Origin of the sequence: Francisella sp. SYW-9 (assembly GCF_008711465.1) — a bacterium.
Lineage (GTDB): Bacteria > Pseudomonadota > Gammaproteobacteria > Francisellales > Francisellaceae > Francisella.
On sequence record NZ_VXKQ01000016.1, the window covers coordinates 1 to 18614 of the forward strand.

Below are 18614 nucleotides of genomic sequence, written 5' to 3' on the forward strand. Positions count from 1 at the left end.
AAAATTATCAAAACAATTTTATCAAAACTAAAACTTTTCGCTAGCGTCAATAGGTAAGATTAGGTTCCATGAACAAAAAATTATCTAAGCCAAATAAATGTGCTAGCTAAAGCCACAAAGCCAAGAAAAGCAGAGCAAGTTTTATCAAATCTAGAGAAAACCCTTCTAAAATGCTTAATTTTAGAGAAAAAGTTCTCAATCAAATGTCTTTCTTTATATATATGTCAATCGATATCATGATTTTTAGTATAGTTTTCTCTAGCAGGAATCACAGGCTTATCTTTATTTTTCTTAAGGAATCTTATGTTCTCTTCAGAAAAATATGCTTTATCAGCAAGAATATAAGCATTTGTTATTCCTTGTAAAAGTTGTTGCGAAGGTAAAATATCATGAACATTACCAGCAGTTACTATAAACCTTACAGGATTACCTAAAGCATCAGTGAGAGTATGGATCTTTGTTGTTAGACCTCCAACACTTCTACCTAATGCATTAGTTTGATTACCATTTATTTCATAGCCACTAGCACATGCATGTGCTTTGACAGATAGTGAATCAACATCTGAAACATGGATCATTAGATTATTCCAAATTCCTTTGTCAGCCCAATATTTATAACGTTTATGGATAGCTCTACTATTACCATACTCTTTATGAAGATATTTCCATTGGGCACCTGTTTTTAGAATATAAAAAAACTGCTTCTATAAATTTTCTAAGCTTAACTTTATTTTTTGTATGTAAGCCTTTTTGATTTCTAAGAAAAGTTAAAATTGTTGACCAATTTGATTCTGATATATAATATTCCATAGATGTTAAGTGTGTTATTTGTTTCGCAAAACCATTTAAATACACTTAACATCTTTATGCAAAAATTTTGTTTATGGAACCTAATATCCATAATATTTTTTAAATATTAATGCCCTCAAATTTTTATTCTTATCTGAATTTTTAGTTTCCATTTCCATTTCCTTTAATTTAGTTACTATTTGCTGACACTCTGAAATCATGAAAATTAAATCAAAAGGATATTCCTCTATCAAAGAAGTGATATTCAAATTAGGATTTTTTTTCATAATATTTAAAAAATTATCTGATCTTAACTCGCCATTACTAGGAACTCTATCAGATACATAATAAAAATTTCCCAAAACATAAAACTCCATAACTGGAGGGTTATTATACCTATCCATTAAAGTCCATTTATGAAAAGGTGTTTTAGTAAAAATTTCATCATCAACTTGATCCTTGCAAAATTTATAGCATAAATCTATAAGCCCATTAATTTTAGTTAGAAAAGTTTGATCAGCTTGCACTGTTTTTGCATTTTTCCATAAATCATCTTTAATTGTGTAGTTGTTATTTTTAATTTCATTACTAAGAAATTCAGTACATTTATTAGTATCAACCTTTAAATCATGAGATATATTTTTACTTGTGTAATCTTTAAACTCAATACTTTTAAGAAATTCTCTCAATGTTGTAAAACCATGTTTTTTAGCAAACTTTCTACAAAGATTTCCAAGTCTACCATTCCTTATGATTGATATTTCATTATCAGTAAAACTAATGTCTTTACCTTCTAGCAAAGCTAGTAATTTTTTAGAAGCATCTAATTTATCAGTTTTATTATATTTACCAAAGATAGTTTTTTTATTACCTTCAGATGATCTAAGTGTTAGATAAGCTTGTAAATCAATAGCAAAAGATAATATATCTAATTGAGATAATTGTTTCATATTTTATTTTATAACCGAGTAAATGATAAAATTATGGAATAATATTTTATATGAACATTAATGAAGGTACAGGGTAGAAAATACTTATTTAACCTCAGTTCGATAATTATTTCATATCTAAATACTTGTAGTTATTGATTTTAATTGGGCTAATAATGAACAGAGCTAGAGCAGCCATAGATGAGTAAAAGCATTGTTTACAGATCTATGCCTAGTATGCCACAAAGTCAGATTATTTTTGAGATAATCAAAAATAGTCTCAATGATCGACCTCTTAGATAACATAGCTTTTCAAACCTAGTTCTAGGAACTTTTTTCATATTCTTCTTTAGTGTAGTTATAAGCTTTAATCCTTGTCGCTCAAGTATTTGAGTTTTATCTTTAGAGATATAACCTCTATCACCAAATACCAATCCTTTAAGTCCTTTGCATAATTTAGTTAAAAAACTCCTATCATCTTTATTTTTCGGGCTAATATTGAAACTGACAATTTCACCAATATGACTAGTTAATAGATGAAGCTTAAAGCCAAAGAACCATCCAGTACTAGTCTTACCTTTAGCAGCTAAACCCTTAAACACCTTATGTCTTGACTCTCTTAGATTATGACAAACAGGTAGCTTAGTAGCATCTATAAAATATAAATCTGTATGTTTGCCATGGTTATTTGATATAAAGGCTATTAAAGATGACATTGCTATATCTATTAATTCTACAAAACGATTATATGATGGAGCTGTAGGAAAGTACTGTTTCCAGTAGATTTTTATAAACTCGATATAATAAGTTTTAAAATCTTTATATTTAACTGCTTGGTACATAATCAAAATAGTCATTATTTCACTTAAAGATAAACTTCGTTTTAAACCAGCCTTTTTCTTTTTGTAATCAATTGACTTGCTTTGTAATTCTTTATGATAAATAATAAAAAAGTCGTCTATACGGCAAAAGGTTGAAATAAGTTGATCTATCATTATTGTCAGAGTTTAAAGGTTTTTCGCTTATTTTAACCTAAAAAAACATCTCAAACCTTTAATTTACAATGCTTTTAATTCCTAACTGAGGTTAACTAAATATAAATTATTTTTTGGTAGTATTTCTTTTAATTTTTCAATATTATTTTTATTAAGAGTTTCTAATTCTTTTATATAGATAATCAATAACAATTTTATTCTTTTTAAGTAGCAAGCTTTGTTTGTTATAAAGTAAATATACGTTGTTTTCAAAGTGGTTTGCCGTGACTTGATAGTCATCAAGTATGCTAATTAGCTGTTTATTTTCTATATATGGTTCAACAAGAGGTTTTGGGAGTAGTGCTATACCAGCACCATTTAGTGCTGATTTAAAAATTAATTCAGTACTATTGCTTTCTAGATTTGAATACTCACTAGGATTTAGGCGAGTCTCAAGGTCATTACATTTTAATAGCCACGTATGATAAGCACTACTTAGTTTAAGCACTAATAAATTATGTTGTTTTAGTTGTTCAGCAGAAATAATCTCTGGATGTTCTCTAATATACTCAGGTGATGCAACTAAACGATAATCATATGAAAAAAGTCTTTTTACTAAAAAGTTTGAATCATGAATTTTTCCAGCACGAATAAATATATCGTAGCTTGATGTTTCTAAGTTAAGCCACTCAGAAGTGCAATCTACAATAATCTTAATTTGAGGATATTGTTTTTCAAAATCTTTTATTATAGGAGCAATATATTCATGTGCAAAATACCAAGGTGAAGTGATTTTCACAATACCGCTAGAAGAGTTGGTATTGTCTAGAAGCCTTTTTTTTGTATTATCAAATTGATTTAAAATAGCATTAATCGCTTCAAGAAATATAACTCCAGCATTAGTAAGTTTTATGTGTCGTGTGCTACGTTGGACTAGTTCAATATTTAGCTCTTGCTCAAGCTGCTGAATTGTCCTTGAGACTGATGAGTTTGCAAGGTTTAAGATCTGAGCTGTTTTTGTAAAACTATTTGTCTTAGCTAAGATTTGAAATACGCGATATGGGAATAATGTATCATTCATGGCAGTACTATGACTATTTTACTGAGTTTATTAGTAGTAATTATTACATAAGAAGCGCTAAATATTTAATTTAAACTATATAAAAAAATCGAATACTCTTTTCGAAATCATCAGCTTTTTCTAACATAAAAACTCCTATAAATTATAAGCATATAAAGTTAAGTAAAGTACTAAGGGTTATAAAATGTACAAATTTTCACCACCTTATTTTAAAGATAAGTTAGTAGTAAAAAATAGGTTTGTTGTTTCAGCTATGACAACAATGCAAAGCTGTCATGATGGTGTTGTAAGCTATGAAGAATATTCATGGTTAGAAAAACTAGCTAAAGGTGGCTTTGGCACGATTATCACATGTGCTAGTCATGTATCAAAAACAGGGCAAAGTTGGGAAGGACAAATGGCTATTTATGATGATAAGTTTCTTCCTGAGTTAAAGAAATTAGCAAGTATGATTAAATCACATGCTGCTATTGGTATAGTTCAATTATTTCACGGAGGCTCGCGATCTCCTCAAAGCATAACTGGAGTTCAACCAACTAGTGCGAGTGAGTTTCATTTACCAGTTCCAGATTTTGAAGCTCCAAGATCTCTTAAAGCTATATAGATAGCATACTTGGTAAAAGATTTTGCAGATGCAGCTAAAAGAGCTTACCAAGCAGGATTCTCAGGAGTTGAAATTCACGCAGCTAATGGATACCTGTTTACACAGTTTATTAGTACTACAACAAATCTACGTAATGATGAGTATGGGGGAGATTTGAAAGGTCGTTCTAAACTGTTGCTAGATGTTGTGAGAGCTTGTAGATCTTGTGTTCCAGAAGATTTTATTATTGGAGTTAAATTATCTCCAATGGGTGATGGTCTAGATCTTGATGAAATGATAAGTATAGCAAACTCTTTAACTAAATTAGGAGCAGATTTTATTAACCTATCATTAGTGGATGTTTCAACATCTACTAATGGCTCTCAGGCTGATTCAAAATCTATAGTTAGTTATGTTCGTGATAGATTAGGATCAAATGTAGTACTTATGGCTGGTGGAGGTATCTATACTCCAAAACAAGCACAACAAGCTATTGATTTAGGTTTAGACTTTGTAACCTTAGGAAGGGCTGCTATAGGTAACCCTAATTGGCCAAAATTAGTCGAAGAACATCAAAATCTTGAAATTCCTCCTTATAAAGAAGAGAATCTCCAGGAAGTTATTAGTGAAAAGTTTCTAAAGTATATTAAGACACAGTTGCCTCCTGGATTTACCCAAACCTTAATAGCTAATAGATAAATTTATTCTTTTATATATAAGATAGTCTATAATCTAGGTATGGATATCTGAAATTTTAAGTGATAGTTTGGAAATCAAAAATCGTTGTTTTGGTGATAGAAAAGGCCAAGAAATCTACGCTGAATATCATGATACTGAGTGGGGTATTGCTAAGTATAATGATAGAGAGCTTTTTGAACTTCTTATATTAGAAGGAGCTCAGGCTGGTTTAAATTGGGAAACTATACTAAAAAAACGTCAGGGCTATAGGGATGCTTTCTATAATTTTGATCCTATAAAAGTTGCTAATATGTCGGATGCAGAGCTAGACTCTTTACGATCAAACCCTAAAATTATCCGTAATAAATTAAAGATCTATTCTACTAGGAAGAATGCTCAAGTGTTTCTTAAGATCCAAAAAGAATTTGAGAGCTTTAGTAACTATTTATGGTCATTTGTAAATCATAAACCAATAAAAAATAGCTGGCAATCTCATAAAGATGTACCAGCATATACTAATATTAGTGAAAAAATTTCAAAAGACCTAAATAAGCGAGGTATGAGCTTTGTAGGACCGACAATTATTTATGCCTATATGCAAGCTACAGGATTAGTCAATGATCATTTGGTAGATTGCTGGTGTTATAAAAAAGAGGGTGATTTATGATTGAATTAACAAATAAGCTATTAGAGTGGAATAGGAAATACTTAACATATAATAGCGATCTTAGCATTGAAAAGATATCACAAGTTTTTGCAGATAGGTTTGATGTTTTTGCTAATAGTAGAAGCTATTTTAACGTTGATCATCAAGCATACTTAGAGTTTTTACAAGGGTTTAGAGCAACAATAAAAGATATTGATTATGTTGTTAAAGATACAATTGTTGATGATAAATCAGTTGTATTACCTATGCTGGTAAAAGTTACTCGAGCTGATGGTTCTGTAGATACTTTTGAGGCAATATTATGGTTAAAGTATAACAGTGAAAATAAGATAGTTTTATGGCATGAAGTTTATGTCAAAACTAATAATTTATAAAGTCTAACCCATGTTCTAAAGTATCATTTTCTAAGTATGTAAATATTGCTGAAGATAATTTGAATTATATAGTCGGTTTATCTAATATTTTTAATATAGCCCAGTTGAGGGTATTTATCAGAATTTAAATTTATTTAGTTTTTAATAAAACAGTGTAATAGTGTTAGTTAAAAAATCTTTAGGAGTTTACTTTTGACATTTGAGGATAACTAATACTATTGGCTGAGTAATTAAAGATGAGTCAACTGGGTTAAGAAAGTATAAAGCAATTTATTTGCCATTGATTATTGGCTAAATTGTTGAATACTAGTTGTAAATCTAAATGAACTTAAGAAGGTGAATAAAGTGTTTAAATATAATCACGTTTTATATGCAATAGATGTTTCAGATAAAAATATTGAAGAAGCTATTCAGAAAGTTATAGACTCAGCAAAACAAAATAATACTAAGCTTACTATAGCACATTATATTCAATCACTAGTTAGTACATATCCTGCATACTTTTCTTATAATCTTTCTAAAGAAGAGGATATTCAGGAGCAAATGATTAATAATGCAAAGGAAAAGCTTTTACCTATACTTTCTAATCATGGATTAAGTGAAGATAATTTAATTATTGATATATCTACTGATATCAGAGCATCTATCCTAGATAAGGCTAATGAATTAAATGTTGATATGATTTGTCTAAATGGGCATAAGCATAATTTATTCACGAGAATAGGTTCTGTTGCTGACTATATCGTAAATAATTCTAAGTGTGACGTAGTTGTTTTAAAATAAAATGCTTGTTTATTTTAGCTAAAAGTAAATCTCTAAACTATTAGATAATAATCTTGGCTATATTCGTAGCTGTTTGCTCAATATTATCAGCTGCACTATTAAGGATAGTTTCTAAGTCTGTATAGTGAGTTATACATGAAAATATAGCATCTATAGCTGAGTTATTTAAATCAGCATCTTTAAGTTCATAGCTACCAACTATTGCGATTACTTTTTTGACATCATGGTTTTTAGCTTTTTGAGCAACGGTAATAGGAATTTTTCCATATAAGCTTTGCTTATCCATCTTGCCTTCACCGACTATGACTATATCTGCATTATTTAGATATCTATCAAATTGGATAGTCTCTAAAATGAGCTCTGCTCCAGAGACAAGCTTTGCATCAAGAAAAGTTGCTAAAGCAAAGCCAACACCACCTGCGGCTCCAACACCAGCAATATTTTCGTAATTTTTATTTAATTTTTCTTCACATAGCTTTGCAAATACTTTTATCTTTTTATCTACTTCATCTAGTTGGTTATCAGCGAGCCCTTTCTGTTTTCCAAAAGTATGAGTTGCGCCATTTTTACCACATAGAATATTATTTACATCACAAGCTATATTAAATTCTGAGTCTTTGATTCGACTATCAAAGTCACTTAAATCAATACTTTCTATGCTAGATAAATTATCTGGGCAGCAATCTGTGATTGCTTTATTTTTATCGTTAAGAAAGTTTACCCCTAGTGCTTGTAATAAGCCAATACCAGCATCATTAGTTCCACTACCACCTAAAGTTAGAGTAAACTTTCTAATTCCTTTATCTAAAGCATCTTTAATAATTTGACCAAAGCCATATGTGTTTGCTTTTAGAGGATTTCGCTGATTCTTGGCGTATAAATTTAAGCCGCAACACTGGGCTAATTCTATAATTGCTGTATCTTTACTAATTAGGTAATTAGCCAAGATGATGTTACCAAGATGGGCTTTGACTTTAATATTGACTCTCTCAGACGAAATTAAGTTTTTTGATATAGCATCAAGAGATCCTTCTCCTCCATCTGCAACAGGTATTTTAATATATTGTGCTGTAGGAATTACTTTTTTAAAGCCTTTCTCTATAGCATTGCAGACTTCATTAGCAGATAAAGATTCTTTAAAAGAATCAGGAGCGATTATAATTTTCATAGAGTTATCTTATAATGATTTAAGTAGCTAAAACTATTGTATTTTATTTGTTGAATATTTCATATAATTAAATTTACTACTTAATAATAATTAAATATCTGAATTATGAACGATAGTATTTATAAAAAAGTTAGCTGGCGGATTATGCCATTTCTTTTAATTTGCTATACATTAGCATATTTGGACAGGGTGAATGTATCATTTGCTAAAATACAGATGGTTTCTGATTTATCACTATCAGAAACAGTTTATGGTTTTGGAGCAGGTATCTTCTTTATCGGGTACTTTATCTTTGAAGTTCCTAGTAATTATCTTTTAGTTAAGATTGGCCCAAGTAGGTGGTTAGGTTTTTTAATGGTGGTTTGGGGCATTCTATCTGCTTGTACTATGTTTATTAATTCAGCTAATGAGTACTATGTCTTAAGATTTACTTTAGGTTTAGCAGAAGCAGGTTTTTTCCCAGGAGTTATTTACTATCTATCTGAATGGTATCCTTCGTATAAAAGAGCAAAAGTGACAGCTATATTTTTTAGTGCTACAGCTATTTCAGGTATATTAGGTGGTCCAATCTCTGGCTTTATAATGGATATTTTTAACCAGTATCATTATGATGGCTGGAGAATGCTGTTTTTAATAGAGGGCATTCCTACAATTATTTTGGGCTTTTTAGCACCAAAAATTTTAAGCTCAATTGATAAAGCAAAATGGTTAACTCAGCAAGATCGAGATTATTTAAATAATCAACTAGAACAGGATCAGCTAAGTCATCAGTCATATAAAAAAATGGCTATATTCTTAGACATTAGAGTATGGTGGTTATCCTTGATTTATTTCTGTGGAATTACAGGCTTGTATGCTATTAGTTTTTATTTACCAACCCTGATTGAGGATTCTGGAATAACAAATATTTTTATGATTGGTGTGATATCTGCAGTACCATATATATTCGCTGTAATTGTAATGATAGTTGTTGGGGCAAGCTCTGATTATTTTAAAGAAAGAAGATTTCATTTGATTGGAGTAAGTGTGATGGCTGCTGTAGGCTTTATTGGAATAGGACTATTTGGTGGTAATACTTATTTAGCACTACTGTTTATGTCATTAGCAACTGCAGGTATATTGACTTTAATTCCATTATTTTGGAGTTTACCAGCAGCAATATTGAGCGGTATGGCGGCAGCAATTGCAATCGCAATAATTAATTCGGTAGGTAATCTTTCTGGTTTTGTAACACCATATCTAGTGGGATATATTATCGACTCAACAGCTTCAATATCTTTAGCATTATATATGGTAGCAGCTGTTGTTTTAATTGGAGCTATTTTAATTCATGTATTTTTAACTAAAACGTCAAAAAGATCAATCTAATGTTTGTCATTACTATATTTTTTGTTATAATACAGTGTCTAGTTTTTATCTAGGCGAATTGGAATAATAACAAAAAGTCAGAAGTTTATATCAAATATAGGCAGTTCTGAGAATTTAAAATCTAATAAATGGAGTTAATATGTACGCGATAATTAAAAATGGCGGTAAGCAATACAAGGTAAAAGAAGGCGAAGTAATTAAGCTTGAAAAGTTTGATCTTGGTATTGGTGAGAAAGTAGAATTTGATACAGTTTTAATGGGACAAACTGCAGAAGGCGAAGTTAAAATAGGCGCTCCTGTTGTAGAAGGTGCTAAAGTTGTAGCTGAAGTTGTAGAACAAGGACGTAACAAGAAAGTAAAAATTATGAAGTTCCGTCGTCGTAAGCACAGCATGAAGCAACAAGGTCACCGTCAGTATTTTACAGCGGTAAAAGTTTCATCTATTAGTTTATAATTTTATTAAGAATATTTAAGGAGTATACAAATGGCTCATAAGAAAGCTGGTGGTAGTACTAGAAACGGAAGAGATTCAAACCCTAAGTATTTAGGTGTTAAAAGATATGGTGGTGAGTTTGTAAAAGCAGGTACAATTATTCTGCGTCAAAGAGGTACTAAAACTCATCCAGGCGTAAACGTAGGCTGTGGTAAAGATCATACTTTATTTGCTCTTAAAGATGGTACTGTTAAGTTCCATACTGGTGGTGCATTAAGCCGTAAGTTCGTTTCAATCGACGAATAATATTTATCTTTCTAACTAATTTTCTTGCAATAATCTTTCTAATTATCTATAACTGTAAGTATTAATAAAATGCTTAGGTGTTTATAATTATGAAAAATATCTTTTTAAAAATTATAACTTCAATTACTGTAATATTTACGCTAAGTGCATTTGTATATGCAGATCCTAGTTCAAACGTAAGCAATGATTCAGTGCCGGTACAGTTATCGGTCTTTAAAAATTTTCCTAGGAATCCGGATGTTACGGGAGCTAGGGTAAATTTGCTTTATGGTAAAAGTGCTAATGTTAAAGGTGTAAATTTTTCTGTATTAGGTCTTTCTGATGTCGATAATTTTACAGGGCTTGAGTATGATGTGTTTTTTGGTGCCAACAGAGTTAGAGAGAAATTTACAGGAGCTTCATTTGGTATACTAAACTGGCACCAAGGTGATGATTTAGGAGCAAATTTTGGAGGGGTTAATATTGTAAATAATATTTTCGGTGCAAACTTTGGTTTAGTAAATTTGACTACAGATACTACTGGATTAAACTGGTCTGCTGTAAATATATCTTCAAAAAATTCAAGTGCAGACATAGGTTTTGTTAATATAGCAGGTCATACAACACTGTTCCAATTTGGCTTGCTTAATTTTTCTGGGCATGTCACAGGTCTACAAATTGGCTTGCTTAATTTTGCTAAAAATGGATTCTTACCAGTATTTCCAATATTCAATTTTTAATTTATCATTTTTTCATAGCTCTTATCTATTAATGGTATATTACCATTACAATGTGCTGTATTAGCTAATTTGATATTTGAATTTTATATATGTAAGGTATAAGTTACATATTTTAGTAAAATCAAAAAGGAGTAGCTTTTTATAATTGGTCAAATTATCTTTTTTATGTAGGCCATTATTAATCAGGTTATGTTTAATCAAATAAAAACAACTTTCAAAAATTCGTTTGGTAATATTATTGAGTGGTATGATTTTTCATTATATGGATATTTTGCCACTATAATATCAGTTCAATTCTTTCCACATCAAGATGCTTTTGTAGCTTTAATAGCTACTTTTGGAGCATTTGCTGCAGGGTTTATAGCAAGACCTGTTGGATCAATATTTTTTGGTCGATTAGGAGATAAGTTAGGACGCTATTATTCTATGAATATTGCTATTATTATGATGGCAATACCAACAATTGTTATGGCATTTTTACCTGGCTATAAAACCCTCGGTATATGGGCTCCAATTTTACTAGTCATAGTACGAGTTGTTCAAGGATTATCCGCTGGAGGACAGTTTGGAAATCTTATGACAATAACATCTGAAGATGATGACCAAACGCATAGAGGGTTTAGCCTAGCTATGGCATATTCAACTTCAGTAATTGGCTTCTTAATAGCATCTTTTGTGAGCTTTTTAAGTATTAATCTATTGCCCCAAGAGTGGCAATATTACTCTTGGCGTATACCTTTTGCGTTAGGTTTTGTTTTATTGTTGTTGTATTTATTTTTCCGTGAAAATGAAAAAATTCAAGAAGAGGTAGAAGAAGAACAAAATACAAATCTTGAAATAAAACCAATAAAAGAATTATTTAAGCATTATAAATGGAGATTGTTTTTAATACTAGTATTATCAACAACTGCAACCATGCTTTATTATTTAGATGTGACATATATGGTGACATATATGGAAAGACAGCTAGGCTTGAGTTTATCAACAGCTTTAGCTATTAATACTTTAAGTATCATAGCGATGTGTATTGTAATGCCCGTATTTGGGTATTTATCAGATATATATGGTAGAAAGATTACTCATATTTTAGGATATTTAGTTTTGCTTATATTATCAGTCCCTATAATTATATATATGCAAACTGATAATATAATTTTTATCGGAGTAATGGTTATTTTAATGGCAGTATTAACAGCTGTGATTCAAGGTGTTTCAACACCTTATTATACCGAGATATTCCCACCTAGAGTTAGGGCAACAGGTTGCTCAATAGGTTTTGGTTTTGGGGCTTCATTATCAGGGTTTGCTCCAATGATAGCAACTATTGTAATGGGTTATTTATCTGCTATGGAGGGGTTATGTTTACTTATGGTTATTTTAGGGGTTATTGGCTTAGTTATTGCTATTATAATTCCTAATAATCAGGTTGAAACTAGAAGACTTAATAGTATGAATCATATAAATTAGAATCCTCCTAGATTAGAAAAAATATAAAGCTATTAAAAATAAATTAGTTTAAGCTTTTTATTTTTTTAAAAAATCATTGTAGCTTTTTCTTTTCCAGTTATAATTAAAAGTCTTAAATAATAAAAGATTCTAGCAGATGCATTATTATATACCTTTATTTTTATTCTGTATTTCAACCATAGTTACTCCTGGTCCAAATAATTTGATGTTATTAATTTCATCAATTAAGTTTGGTGTTAGAAGGACTTTTCCTCATTATATTGGAGTATGTCTTGGGTTTCCTTTGATGGTCTTGGTTATTGGTACAGGCTTAGAATCTATCTTTATAAACCATCCAACAATTCATCTAGTCATAAAAACTATAGGTGGAATTTATATGGTGTGGTTGGCATTTAAAATAATTTCATCATCTACTAGCTTTAATGCAGAAAAAGAGAGTAAGCCTATAAGCTTTAAGCATGCTGTATTATTCCAGTGGGTAAATGCTAAGGCGTGGGTGATGGCTATTAGTGTTATATCTGCTTATACTATAATTAATACGAATGTGAGCTTATTTTCACAAGTGATTGTAATATCAGCTATTGTTATGGTCGTTTCATTTTTCTGTACAGCTTTTTGGTTATTTGGAGGAAATTTTGTAAAAAGAATTTTAAGTGATGAAAAGCATCTAAGAATATTTAACATAGCCTTAGGAGTATTACTTATCTTATCTATTATAATGATGCTCTTTGAGTAATTTTATATTTTAGTTTTTCTTCTTTTGAAATTTCATTGATATAAACATGCCAGCTAAAACACCTATGATAATTATACTAATCATTATAGTTGCTAGAGCGTTTATCTCTGGTGTTGGACCATTTTTAACAGTTGAGTAAATATACATAGGCAGCGTAGGATTATCACTTCCTGCAACAAACTCAGTAACAACAAGATCATCTATTGATAGTGTAAAGGTTAATAATATCGATGTTATTATAGCTGGAAGTAGTTGAGGTAAAGTAATTGAGAAAAATGTTTTTATGGGACCTGCGCCTAGGTCTAAAGCAGCTTCTTCTAAGGAAATATCCACACTAGCTATTCTAGATTGCATTACTATTGTAACATAAGCTGTACACATAGTTACATGAGCTATTACAACTGTAGTTGTACCACGTTCATGAGGCCAACCAATTAGATGCTGAAGTGTTGAGAACATTAATAGTAAAGCAACACCAAGAATAATATCAGGTAGTACCAGAGGAGTTGCAACAAGACCATATAAGAAAGTTCTAGATCTAAAGAATTTAAATCTAGTCATAGCATATGCAACTATAGTGCCTAGTATAGTTGATATAATTGATGTTATAACAGCAATTTTTAAACTAGTAAATGTAGCACTAATAATATCTTGATCATGTATAAGTTCATGATACCAATTAAATGTAAAACCGCCCCATAGGCTAATTATCTGAGAGTTACTAAATGAGAAAGTAACTAATATAATTAGAGGTATATATAAGAATATTAAACCTAAAATAAGCATAATATTACTAAATGTAAGTTTTTTCATTGCTTATTCTCCTTTATACAAAAGTTCTTTTTGTCTGAATGCGTTGCATCCATAAAATAGGTAAGACTAGTACAACTATTAATACCACAGATATTGCTGCAGCCATTCCCCAGTTATTAGAAGTGAAAAATTCTTCCCAAATAACATTACCAATCATTAGAGAGCCCATACCGCCCATAATCTGAGGTACAACAACTTCACCAATTGCAGGAATAAATATAAGTAAGCTTCCAGCGATTAGTCCTGGCATAGATAAAGGTAGTGTGATTTTAAAGAATGAATTCATAGGCTTAGAACCTAAATCTTCAGCTGCATCATATAAGCTAGGATCAATTTTTATCAAAGTGCTATATAGAGGCAATACTAAAAATGGTAAGTAGCAATACACCATACCTAAGTACATTGAAAAATCATTATAAAGTAAAGCCATACTAGGCAAACCTAAACTCATTAAAAACTTGTTAAAAGTATGATTACCAAGTAAGGTTACCCATGCATAAGCTCTAAGTAAGAAAGATGTCCAGTATGGTATAACTATTAGTATTAGAAAGAAAGGCTGTATATTTTTCTTTGCTCTTGAGAGAGCTAGAGCCATAGGATAGCCAATTAAAATACATAAAGCTGTTGTTATCAAAGCAACCTTAAATGATTTAAGTAGAGATATAAATACTAAGTTATAATGAATTAGTTCAATATAATTACTTAAGTAAAAGGTTAAATGTATGGTAGCTTGTTTATATGCTAATAGTGGGGTTACTGGAGGAGTACCATCTGCTGGTAATGTAAAGCTTATCCCAACTACAAACAAAAATGGCACAAGTAAAAATATTACAAACCATACAAAAGGTATTAGATAAACTAAAGTATGTCTAAAGCTTTTTTCTAAGTTTTGCATTATGAGTACAGCACCATGATATTTTGTGATTCCCAAGTAAGATATACTTCATCATCCCATGAAGGGTGATCAGCATTTCTTTCTATATTAAAGTCTGTAGATTTTACTATATAGCCATTAGTAGTTCTCACATGATAAGTAGATAAACCACCCATATAAGCGATATCCTCAACTATACCCTTAATACAGTTGACAGGGTTTCGAGGATCATAATCTTCAGGTTTTTCCTTGCTGATAACTATCTTTTCTGGTCTTAGACCAATCCAGATTTCTTGATCTTCAATGGCTTCTATGTTTCTACGTAATACAAAAGAAGTGCCAGCTTGTTCTGAAGTTATGACACTACGTGTTCTATCAACCTCTTCAACACGTCCTTCAAATATAGTACTTTTACCAATAAAGTTAGCAACAAATTTACTCTTGGGAAATTCATATATTTCAGAAGGAGTACTAACTTGTTCTAGCCAGCCATCAGACATTATACCTATCCGTGTAGACATAGTCATAGCTTCTTCTTGATCATGAGTTACCATTATGAAGGTACTCCCAGTTTGTTCTTGAATATCAACAAGTTCAAACTGCATTTGATCACGAAGGTTTTTATCTAGAGCTGATAATGGCTCATCAAGTAAAATCAACTTTGGTCTTTTTGCTAGACATCTAGCTAGAGCGACACGTTGACGCTGACCACCGGATAGTTGATGAGGCTTTCTTTTTGCTAGATGATCCATTTTTATAATTTTAAGAGCTCTATCTGTAGCTTTTTCAATATCTTCTTTATTTAGAGATTTTTCTTGTTTTAGTCCAAACATAATGTTTTGTTTTATAGTCATATGAGGGAATAGGGCATATGACTGAAACATCATGTTTACAGGTCTTTTATATGGAGGTGTATTTGACATATCTACACCATCAATAATAATTTTGCCATCAGTTGGTTTTTCAAAACCCGCTAACATTCTTAGAAGAGTACTTTTCCCGCTACCTGAACCTCCAAGTAGCGAAAAAAACTCCTTTGGATAAACCTCCAGGTTGACAGAGTCAACAGCTAGATGCCCATCGTCGAATTGTTTTGATAGGTTTTTTATAGAAACCAAAGGTTTTTTTGAAGATCTTTGCATCTTTAGATTCTATAGTTTAATAAAGGTGCTTAATGATAAGCAATTTTTTGATAGAAAAAAAGTAAATTTTAATAGTTAACTATTTTTATTGATAATCAGTGCCTAAATATTTCATTTTTAGATGCAAATATTAGTTTAAATAAGAGTTGCTAGAGCAATTAGTTTTAATATATATAATTAAATTATAGGATTATATAAAAGTAATCAAATTTTATTATAGCTTTAAGAAAAGTGAAAGTAATTCAATAAGTTATAAATAATTAATAAACTTAAGAGAGATAATTATGAAAAATAGTAACTATGTAACTCCTGAGCAACTTATTAAGGATGAAGAAGATGGTGCAGTCTTTAACGAGGTATTTATACGTAAAGGCACTATAGCAGCAGCTATTAAAAATGCACAAATTTTAGAAGATGCAAACTCAAGTGAGCATGATAAAGAAAAAGCTTTGGAGTATTTGAAAGATGCTATTCCAAGATTGAATAGAGCTTTTGGTATGGATAAAGTGCTTGTATGGAAAAATAAAGATCTTAATGATCTATAGATATTACAAAAACTACCCAATATTGACTTATTTTTTCTAAAAAAATGCTATTCAGACAATAAAAAATTATAAGTAGGTATAATAAATATTATATTGATATTTTGTTTGTGAGGCATTATGGGTAAATTAGCTTCGGTATTTGCTAGTGTTAATCAAGAATTCTCAAATTATGAATTAAAGCCTGAAATATCTAACTTGCCAGGTTGGTTTAGTGGGCAGATATTGCGAGTTGGTCCCGCTAAGTTTGAGTATGGCAAGATAAAGTTAAATCATTGGTTTGATGGTTTAGCTATGTTATATAGCTTTAAAAATGATTCAAAAGGGGTTCATTTTTCAAATAAGTACTTAAAATCAGAGCAATATTTAGCCGCAAAAAAAGGCAGAATGAAGTACGATGAGTTTGGTACTATGGTACCTTCAAAGTTTAAAAAAATAACAGCTATAATAAAGACAATTTTTGGGTTACAAACAGAAAAGCCAAGCTTTAATGTAAATATTCTTAATATAAAAAATAAATTACTAACTACTAGCGAAGTTACTACTATGCTTGAGTTTGATAGAAAAGAGCTCAAAACTTTAAAAGAGTTTAAATTCACTGATGGTCTTAAAGGACAGTTTAGTTGCGCTCACCCACAGTTTGATCCAGTTACAAAAGAGCAGTTTAATTTCGTCGTTGATATTTCTAAAGATTGCAAATACAGTCTTTATAAAGTCTCAAAAGATAGTTGTGAAAGAGAAATATTACACCAGTTTTCTAATCAGCGGTTTATTTATAATCATACTTTATTTTTAACAAAAAATTACGTTATGCTATATTTAGGTCCTTTAAGAGCTAACCCGATAGACTTTCTATCTAAACCAATTTCAGAAGTTATATCTCATGATAATAATGCAAAATGTCAGTTACTAATAGTAAATAGAAATACACACGAAACAAAACTTATTGATGCTCCTAGTTTTGTTATGTTGCATACTGCAAATGCTTTTGAAAAAGACCAAAAAATTAATTTAGATTTTATAGAATATACAGATAATCTAGAGCCTTACAAAAAGTTTTATTTTGAAAATATAAATAATGATGATTGTAAGCTTGAAATGCAAGTTAGTAGGGTGATTATAGACCTTGAAAATAATTTAGCTGATAAAGTAATAATTGCAGATAAAAACGCTGAGTTTGCGAGAATCAATGAGAAGTTTCTGACTAAAAATTATCAGTTTATGTATTTAGCAAATCGTAAAGATCAAGCCGAGTTTTTTAACAGTATAATAAAAATAGATTTATATAATAATGGTGTTTCTGAGTATGATTTTGGGAATGATTATGTTTCAGAACCTATTTTTATTGCTAATCCAGAAGCAAAGAGCGAAGATGATGGTTTAATCTTTGCTAATGTAATCGATAGTAGTAAAAAATTAAGTTATATTGTCTATTTAAATGCGACTGATTTAAGTCTAGTGTATAAAGCATATTTGCCAATCCAAATTCCACCAGCACTACATGGGATTTACTTAAAGTAGAAATTTTTATGAAAAATATAATATTTGATTTTGACTCGACTTTGATAAAAAAAGAATCATTAGAACTAATTTTAGAACCTCTATTAAAAGGCTTTCCAGAGAAGCTACTAGAAATTGAAAATATCACAAATTTAGGTATGCAAGGAGATCTTGATTTTAGAGAATCTCTAGAAAGAAGGTTAGCTATAGCAAGTCCGACTAAACAAAGTATAAGAGATTTTGCAGATAAATATTGTCCAAATCTACTAACTCAAGGAATGTCAGAGCTAGTTGATATATTAAAACATAATGGTTATCAGATTTGGATATTTAGCGGGGGATTAACTGAGAGTATAGAGCCTTTTGCGGATTATCTAGGGATTGCTCGACAAAATATCTTTGCGGTTGATATTAGCTGGGATGAGAACGATAGTTTTGTATCTCTTGATAACTCTAATGGCGCTTGTGATTCTAAACTAAAAGCATTTGAAAAGGCTAAAGACTTAATTAACGGTGAAGTTATTGTAGTAGGAGACGGTTATACTGATTACCAACTATATGAGGCTGGCTTTGCTAATAAGTTTATTGCTTATGTAGAACATGTTCAAAGACAGAAAGTTATTGAGGTTGCTAAATATCATTCTAATAATATAAATCAACTTAAATCTTTATTATAATTTTGTAATTT

Annotated in this window: 19 protein-coding genes and 3 pseudogenes; 13 read left to right on the top strand and 9 right to left on the bottom strand. The window is 30.4% G+C overall.

Translation table 11 applies throughout. The features are described 5' to 3' along the window. Positions 1-80 precede the first annotated feature (80 nt). The 5 genes and pseudogenes from F3D62_RS07710 to F3D62_RS07725 all read right to left on the bottom strand — a co-directional run bounded on the left by F3D62_RS07710 (position 81) and on the right by F3D62_RS07725 (position 3773). Positions 81-810, bottom strand: a pseudogene (locus F3D62_RS07710) (IS5 family transposase). Positions 811-890: 80 nt separating this feature from the next. Continuing rightward, positions 891-1739 (bottom strand): hypothetical protein, encoded by an 849-nt coding sequence (locus F3D62_RS07715; protein ID WP_150467678.1) that lies wholly within the window; start codon positions 1737-1739, stop codon positions 891-893. Positions 1740-1904: 165 nt separating this feature from the next. After that, positions 1905-1994: a hypothetical protein gene (locus F3D62_RS13240; protein WP_411961318.1), complete on the bottom strand. Its 90-nt coding sequence runs from the start codon at positions 1992-1994 to the stop codon at positions 1905-1907. A gap of 3 nt (positions 1995-1997) precedes the next feature. Beyond that, positions 1998-2713: pseudogene (locus F3D62_RS07720) on the bottom strand (IS982 family transposase); the annotation flags it as partial. A gap of 151 nt (positions 2714-2864) precedes the next feature. Beyond that, entirely contained in the window at positions 2865-3773 is a 909-nt protein-coding gene (locus F3D62_RS07725; RefSeq protein ID WP_150467679.1) for a LysR family transcriptional regulator, read from the bottom strand. A 184-nt stretch (positions 3774-3957) separates the two neighbouring features. Here F3D62_RS07725 and F3D62_RS12940 point away from each other — a divergent pair. The 4 genes and pseudogenes from F3D62_RS12940 (at position 3958) to F3D62_RS07750 (ending at position 6858) form a co-directional block, all read left to right on the top strand. After that, a pseudogene (locus F3D62_RS12940) lies at positions 3958-5055 on the top strand (NADH:flavin oxidoreductase). Between the two features lie 67 nt (positions 5056-5122). Beyond that, the gene (locus tag F3D62_RS07740; RefSeq protein WP_150467682.1) at positions 5123-5701 is read left to right on the top strand and encodes a DNA-3-methyladenine glycosylase I; all 579 of its coding nucleotides are present in this window, start codon (positions 5123-5125) and stop codon (positions 5699-5701) included. Further along, positions 5698-6075, top strand: a complete 378-nt coding sequence (locus F3D62_RS07745; protein ID WP_150467683.1) for a hypothetical protein — start codon at positions 5698-5700, stop codon at positions 6073-6075. Before F3D62_RS07740 ends, F3D62_RS07745 begins: the two co-directional genes overlap by 4 nt. A 345-nt stretch (positions 6076-6420) precedes the next feature. Then, positions 6421-6858 carry a universal stress protein gene (locus F3D62_RS07750; protein WP_191092564.1) on the top strand — a complete coding sequence of 146 codons (438 nt, stop codon included), beginning with the start codon at positions 6421-6423 and terminating at the stop codon, positions 6856-6858. Between the two features lie 40 nt (positions 6859-6898). On the opposite strand, the gene F3D62_RS07755 is transcribed toward F3D62_RS07750, so the two are convergent. Next, positions 6899-8026, bottom strand: coding sequence for a glycerate kinase (locus F3D62_RS07755; RefSeq protein WP_150467685.1), 1128 nt, complete (start codon positions 8024-8026; stop codon positions 6899-6901). Between the two features lie 105 nt (positions 8027-8131). Here F3D62_RS07755 and F3D62_RS07760 point away from each other — a divergent pair, with 105 nt between their 5' ends. The 6 genes from F3D62_RS07760 (at position 8132) to F3D62_RS07785 (ending at position 13055) form a co-directional block, all read left to right on the top strand. Continuing rightward, on the top strand, positions 8132-9394 hold the full coding sequence (locus F3D62_RS07760; protein ID WP_150467686.1) for an MFS transporter: 1263 nt from the start codon (positions 8132-8134) through the stop codon (positions 9392-9394). A 139-nt stretch (positions 9395-9533) separates the two neighbouring features. Further along, positions 9534-9848, top strand: a complete 315-nt coding sequence (gene rplU, locus F3D62_RS07765) for a 50S ribosomal protein L21 (RefSeq protein ID WP_150467687.1) — start codon at positions 9534-9536, stop codon at positions 9846-9848. A gap of 30 nt (positions 9849-9878) precedes the next feature. Further along, on the top strand, positions 9879-10133 hold the full coding sequence (gene rpmA, locus F3D62_RS07770; protein WP_072711881.1) for a 50S ribosomal protein L27: 255 nt from the start codon (positions 9879-9881) through the stop codon (positions 10131-10133). A gap of 89 nt (positions 10134-10222) precedes the next feature. Next, positions 10223-10852 carry an LA_2272 family surface repeat-containing protein gene (locus tag F3D62_RS07775; RefSeq protein ID WP_224732657.1) on the top strand — a complete coding sequence of 210 codons (630 nt, stop codon included), beginning with the start codon at positions 10223-10225 and terminating at the stop codon, positions 10850-10852. A gap of 189 nt (positions 10853-11041) precedes the next feature. Next, positions 11042-12319, top strand: coding sequence for an MFS transporter (locus F3D62_RS07780; protein ID WP_150467688.1), 1278 nt, complete (start codon positions 11042-11044; stop codon positions 12317-12319). Between the two features lie 136 nt (positions 12320-12455). After that, the gene (locus tag F3D62_RS07785) at positions 12456-13055 is read left to right on the top strand and encodes a LysE family translocator (RefSeq protein ID WP_150467689.1); all 600 of its coding nucleotides are present in this window, start codon (positions 12456-12458) and stop codon (positions 13053-13055) included. A 9-nt stretch (positions 13056-13064) separates the two neighbouring features. Here the strand turns inward: F3D62_RS07785 and F3D62_RS07790 are convergent, their stop codons facing one another. The 3 genes from F3D62_RS07790 to F3D62_RS07800 are packed head-to-tail and all read right to left on the bottom strand — an operon-like array spanning position 13065 to position 15884. Then, complete coding sequence (locus F3D62_RS07790) at positions 13065-13868, bottom strand: ABC transporter permease (protein WP_150467690.1); 804 nt, start codon at positions 13866-13868, stop codon at positions 13065-13067. 13 nt (positions 13869-13881) lie between these two features. Next, positions 13882-14763, bottom strand: a complete 882-nt coding sequence (locus F3D62_RS07795) for an ABC transporter permease (RefSeq protein ID WP_191092565.1) — start codon at positions 14761-14763, stop codon at positions 13882-13884. Next, positions 14763-15884 carry an ABC transporter ATP-binding protein gene (locus tag F3D62_RS07800; RefSeq protein ID WP_150467692.1) on the bottom strand — a complete coding sequence of 374 codons (1122 nt, stop codon included), beginning with the start codon at positions 15882-15884 and terminating at the stop codon, positions 14763-14765. The genes F3D62_RS07795 and F3D62_RS07800 overlap by 1 nt, the downstream gene beginning before the upstream one ends. Positions 15885-16168: 284 nt before the next feature. Here F3D62_RS07800 and F3D62_RS07805 point away from each other — a divergent pair, with 284 nt between their 5' ends. The 3 genes from F3D62_RS07805 (at position 16169) to F3D62_RS07815 (ending at position 18603) form a co-directional block, all read left to right on the top strand. Next, positions 16169-16429 (top strand): hypothetical protein, encoded by a 261-nt coding sequence (locus F3D62_RS07805; protein WP_150467693.1) that lies wholly within the window; start codon positions 16169-16171, stop codon positions 16427-16429. A 117-nt stretch (positions 16430-16546) separates the two neighbouring features. Further along, on the top strand, positions 16547-17947 hold the full coding sequence (locus F3D62_RS07810) for a carotenoid oxygenase family protein (RefSeq protein ID WP_150467694.1): 1401 nt from the start codon (positions 16547-16549) through the stop codon (positions 17945-17947). An 8-nt stretch (positions 17948-17955) separates the two neighbouring features. After that, positions 17956-18603, top strand: coding sequence for an HAD-IB family phosphatase (locus F3D62_RS07815; RefSeq protein WP_150467695.1), 648 nt, complete (start codon positions 17956-17958; stop codon positions 18601-18603). The last annotated feature ends 11 nt before the right edge of the window (positions 18604-18614 follow it).

What these genes read in the sequence shown, in the direction of transcription:
- F3D62_RS07715 (WP_150467678.1), bottom strand. Translation starts at nt 1,739, where the DNA reads ATGAAACAATTATCTCAATTAGATATATTATCTTTTGCTATTGATTTA.
- F3D62_RS07775 (WP_224732657.1), top strand. Translation starts at nt 10,223, where the DNA reads ATGAAAAATATCTTTTTAAAAATTATAACTTCAATTACTGTAATATTT.
- F3D62_RS07790 (WP_150467690.1), bottom strand. Translation starts at nt 13,868, where the DNA reads ATGAAAAAACTTACATTTAGTAATATTATGCTTATTTTAGGTTTAATA.
- F3D62_RS07780 (WP_150467688.1), top strand. Translation starts at nt 11,042, where the DNA reads ATGTTTAATCAAATAAAAACAACTTTCAAAAATTCGTTTGGTAATATT.
- F3D62_RS07785 (WP_150467689.1), top strand. Translation starts at nt 12,456, where the DNA reads ATGCATTATTATATACCTTTATTTTTATTCTGTATTTCAACCATAGTT.
- F3D62_RS07805 (WP_150467693.1), top strand. Translation starts at nt 16,169, where the DNA reads ATGAAAAATAGTAACTATGTAACTCCTGAGCAACTTATTAAGGATGAA.
- F3D62_RS07815 (WP_150467695.1), top strand. Translation starts at nt 17,956, where the DNA reads ATGAAAAATATAATATTTGATTTTGACTCGACTTTGATAAAAAAAGAA.
- rplU (WP_150467687.1), top strand. Translation starts at nt 9,534, where the DNA reads ATGTACGCGATAATTAAAAATGGCGGTAAGCAATACAAGGTAAAAGAA.
- F3D62_RS07745 (WP_150467683.1), top strand. Translation starts at nt 5,698, where the DNA reads ATGATTGAATTAACAAATAAGCTATTAGAGTGGAATAGGAAATACTTA.
- rpmA (WP_072711881.1), top strand. Translation starts at nt 9,879, where the DNA reads ATGGCTCATAAGAAAGCTGGTGGTAGTACTAGAAACGGAAGAGATTCA.
- F3D62_RS07725 (WP_150467679.1), bottom strand. Translation starts at nt 3,773, where the DNA reads ATGAATGATACATTATTCCCATATCGCGTATTTCAAATCTTAGCTAAG.
- F3D62_RS07800 (WP_150467692.1), bottom strand. Translation starts at nt 15,884, where the DNA reads ATGCAAAGATCTTCAAAAAAACCTTTGGTTTCTATAAAAAACCTATCA.
- F3D62_RS07755 (WP_150467685.1), bottom strand. Translation starts at nt 8,026, where the DNA reads ATGAAAATTATAATCGCTCCTGATTCTTTTAAAGAATCTTTATCTGCT.
- F3D62_RS07795 (WP_191092565.1), bottom strand. Translation starts at nt 14,763, where the DNA reads ATGCAAAACTTAGAAAAAAGCTTTAGACATACTTTAGTTTATCTAATA.
- F3D62_RS07810 (WP_150467694.1), top strand. Translation starts at nt 16,547, where the DNA reads ATGGGTAAATTAGCTTCGGTATTTGCTAGTGTTAATCAAGAATTCTCA.
- F3D62_RS07760 (WP_150467686.1), top strand. Translation starts at nt 8,132, where the DNA reads ATGAACGATAGTATTTATAAAAAAGTTAGCTGGCGGATTATGCCATTT.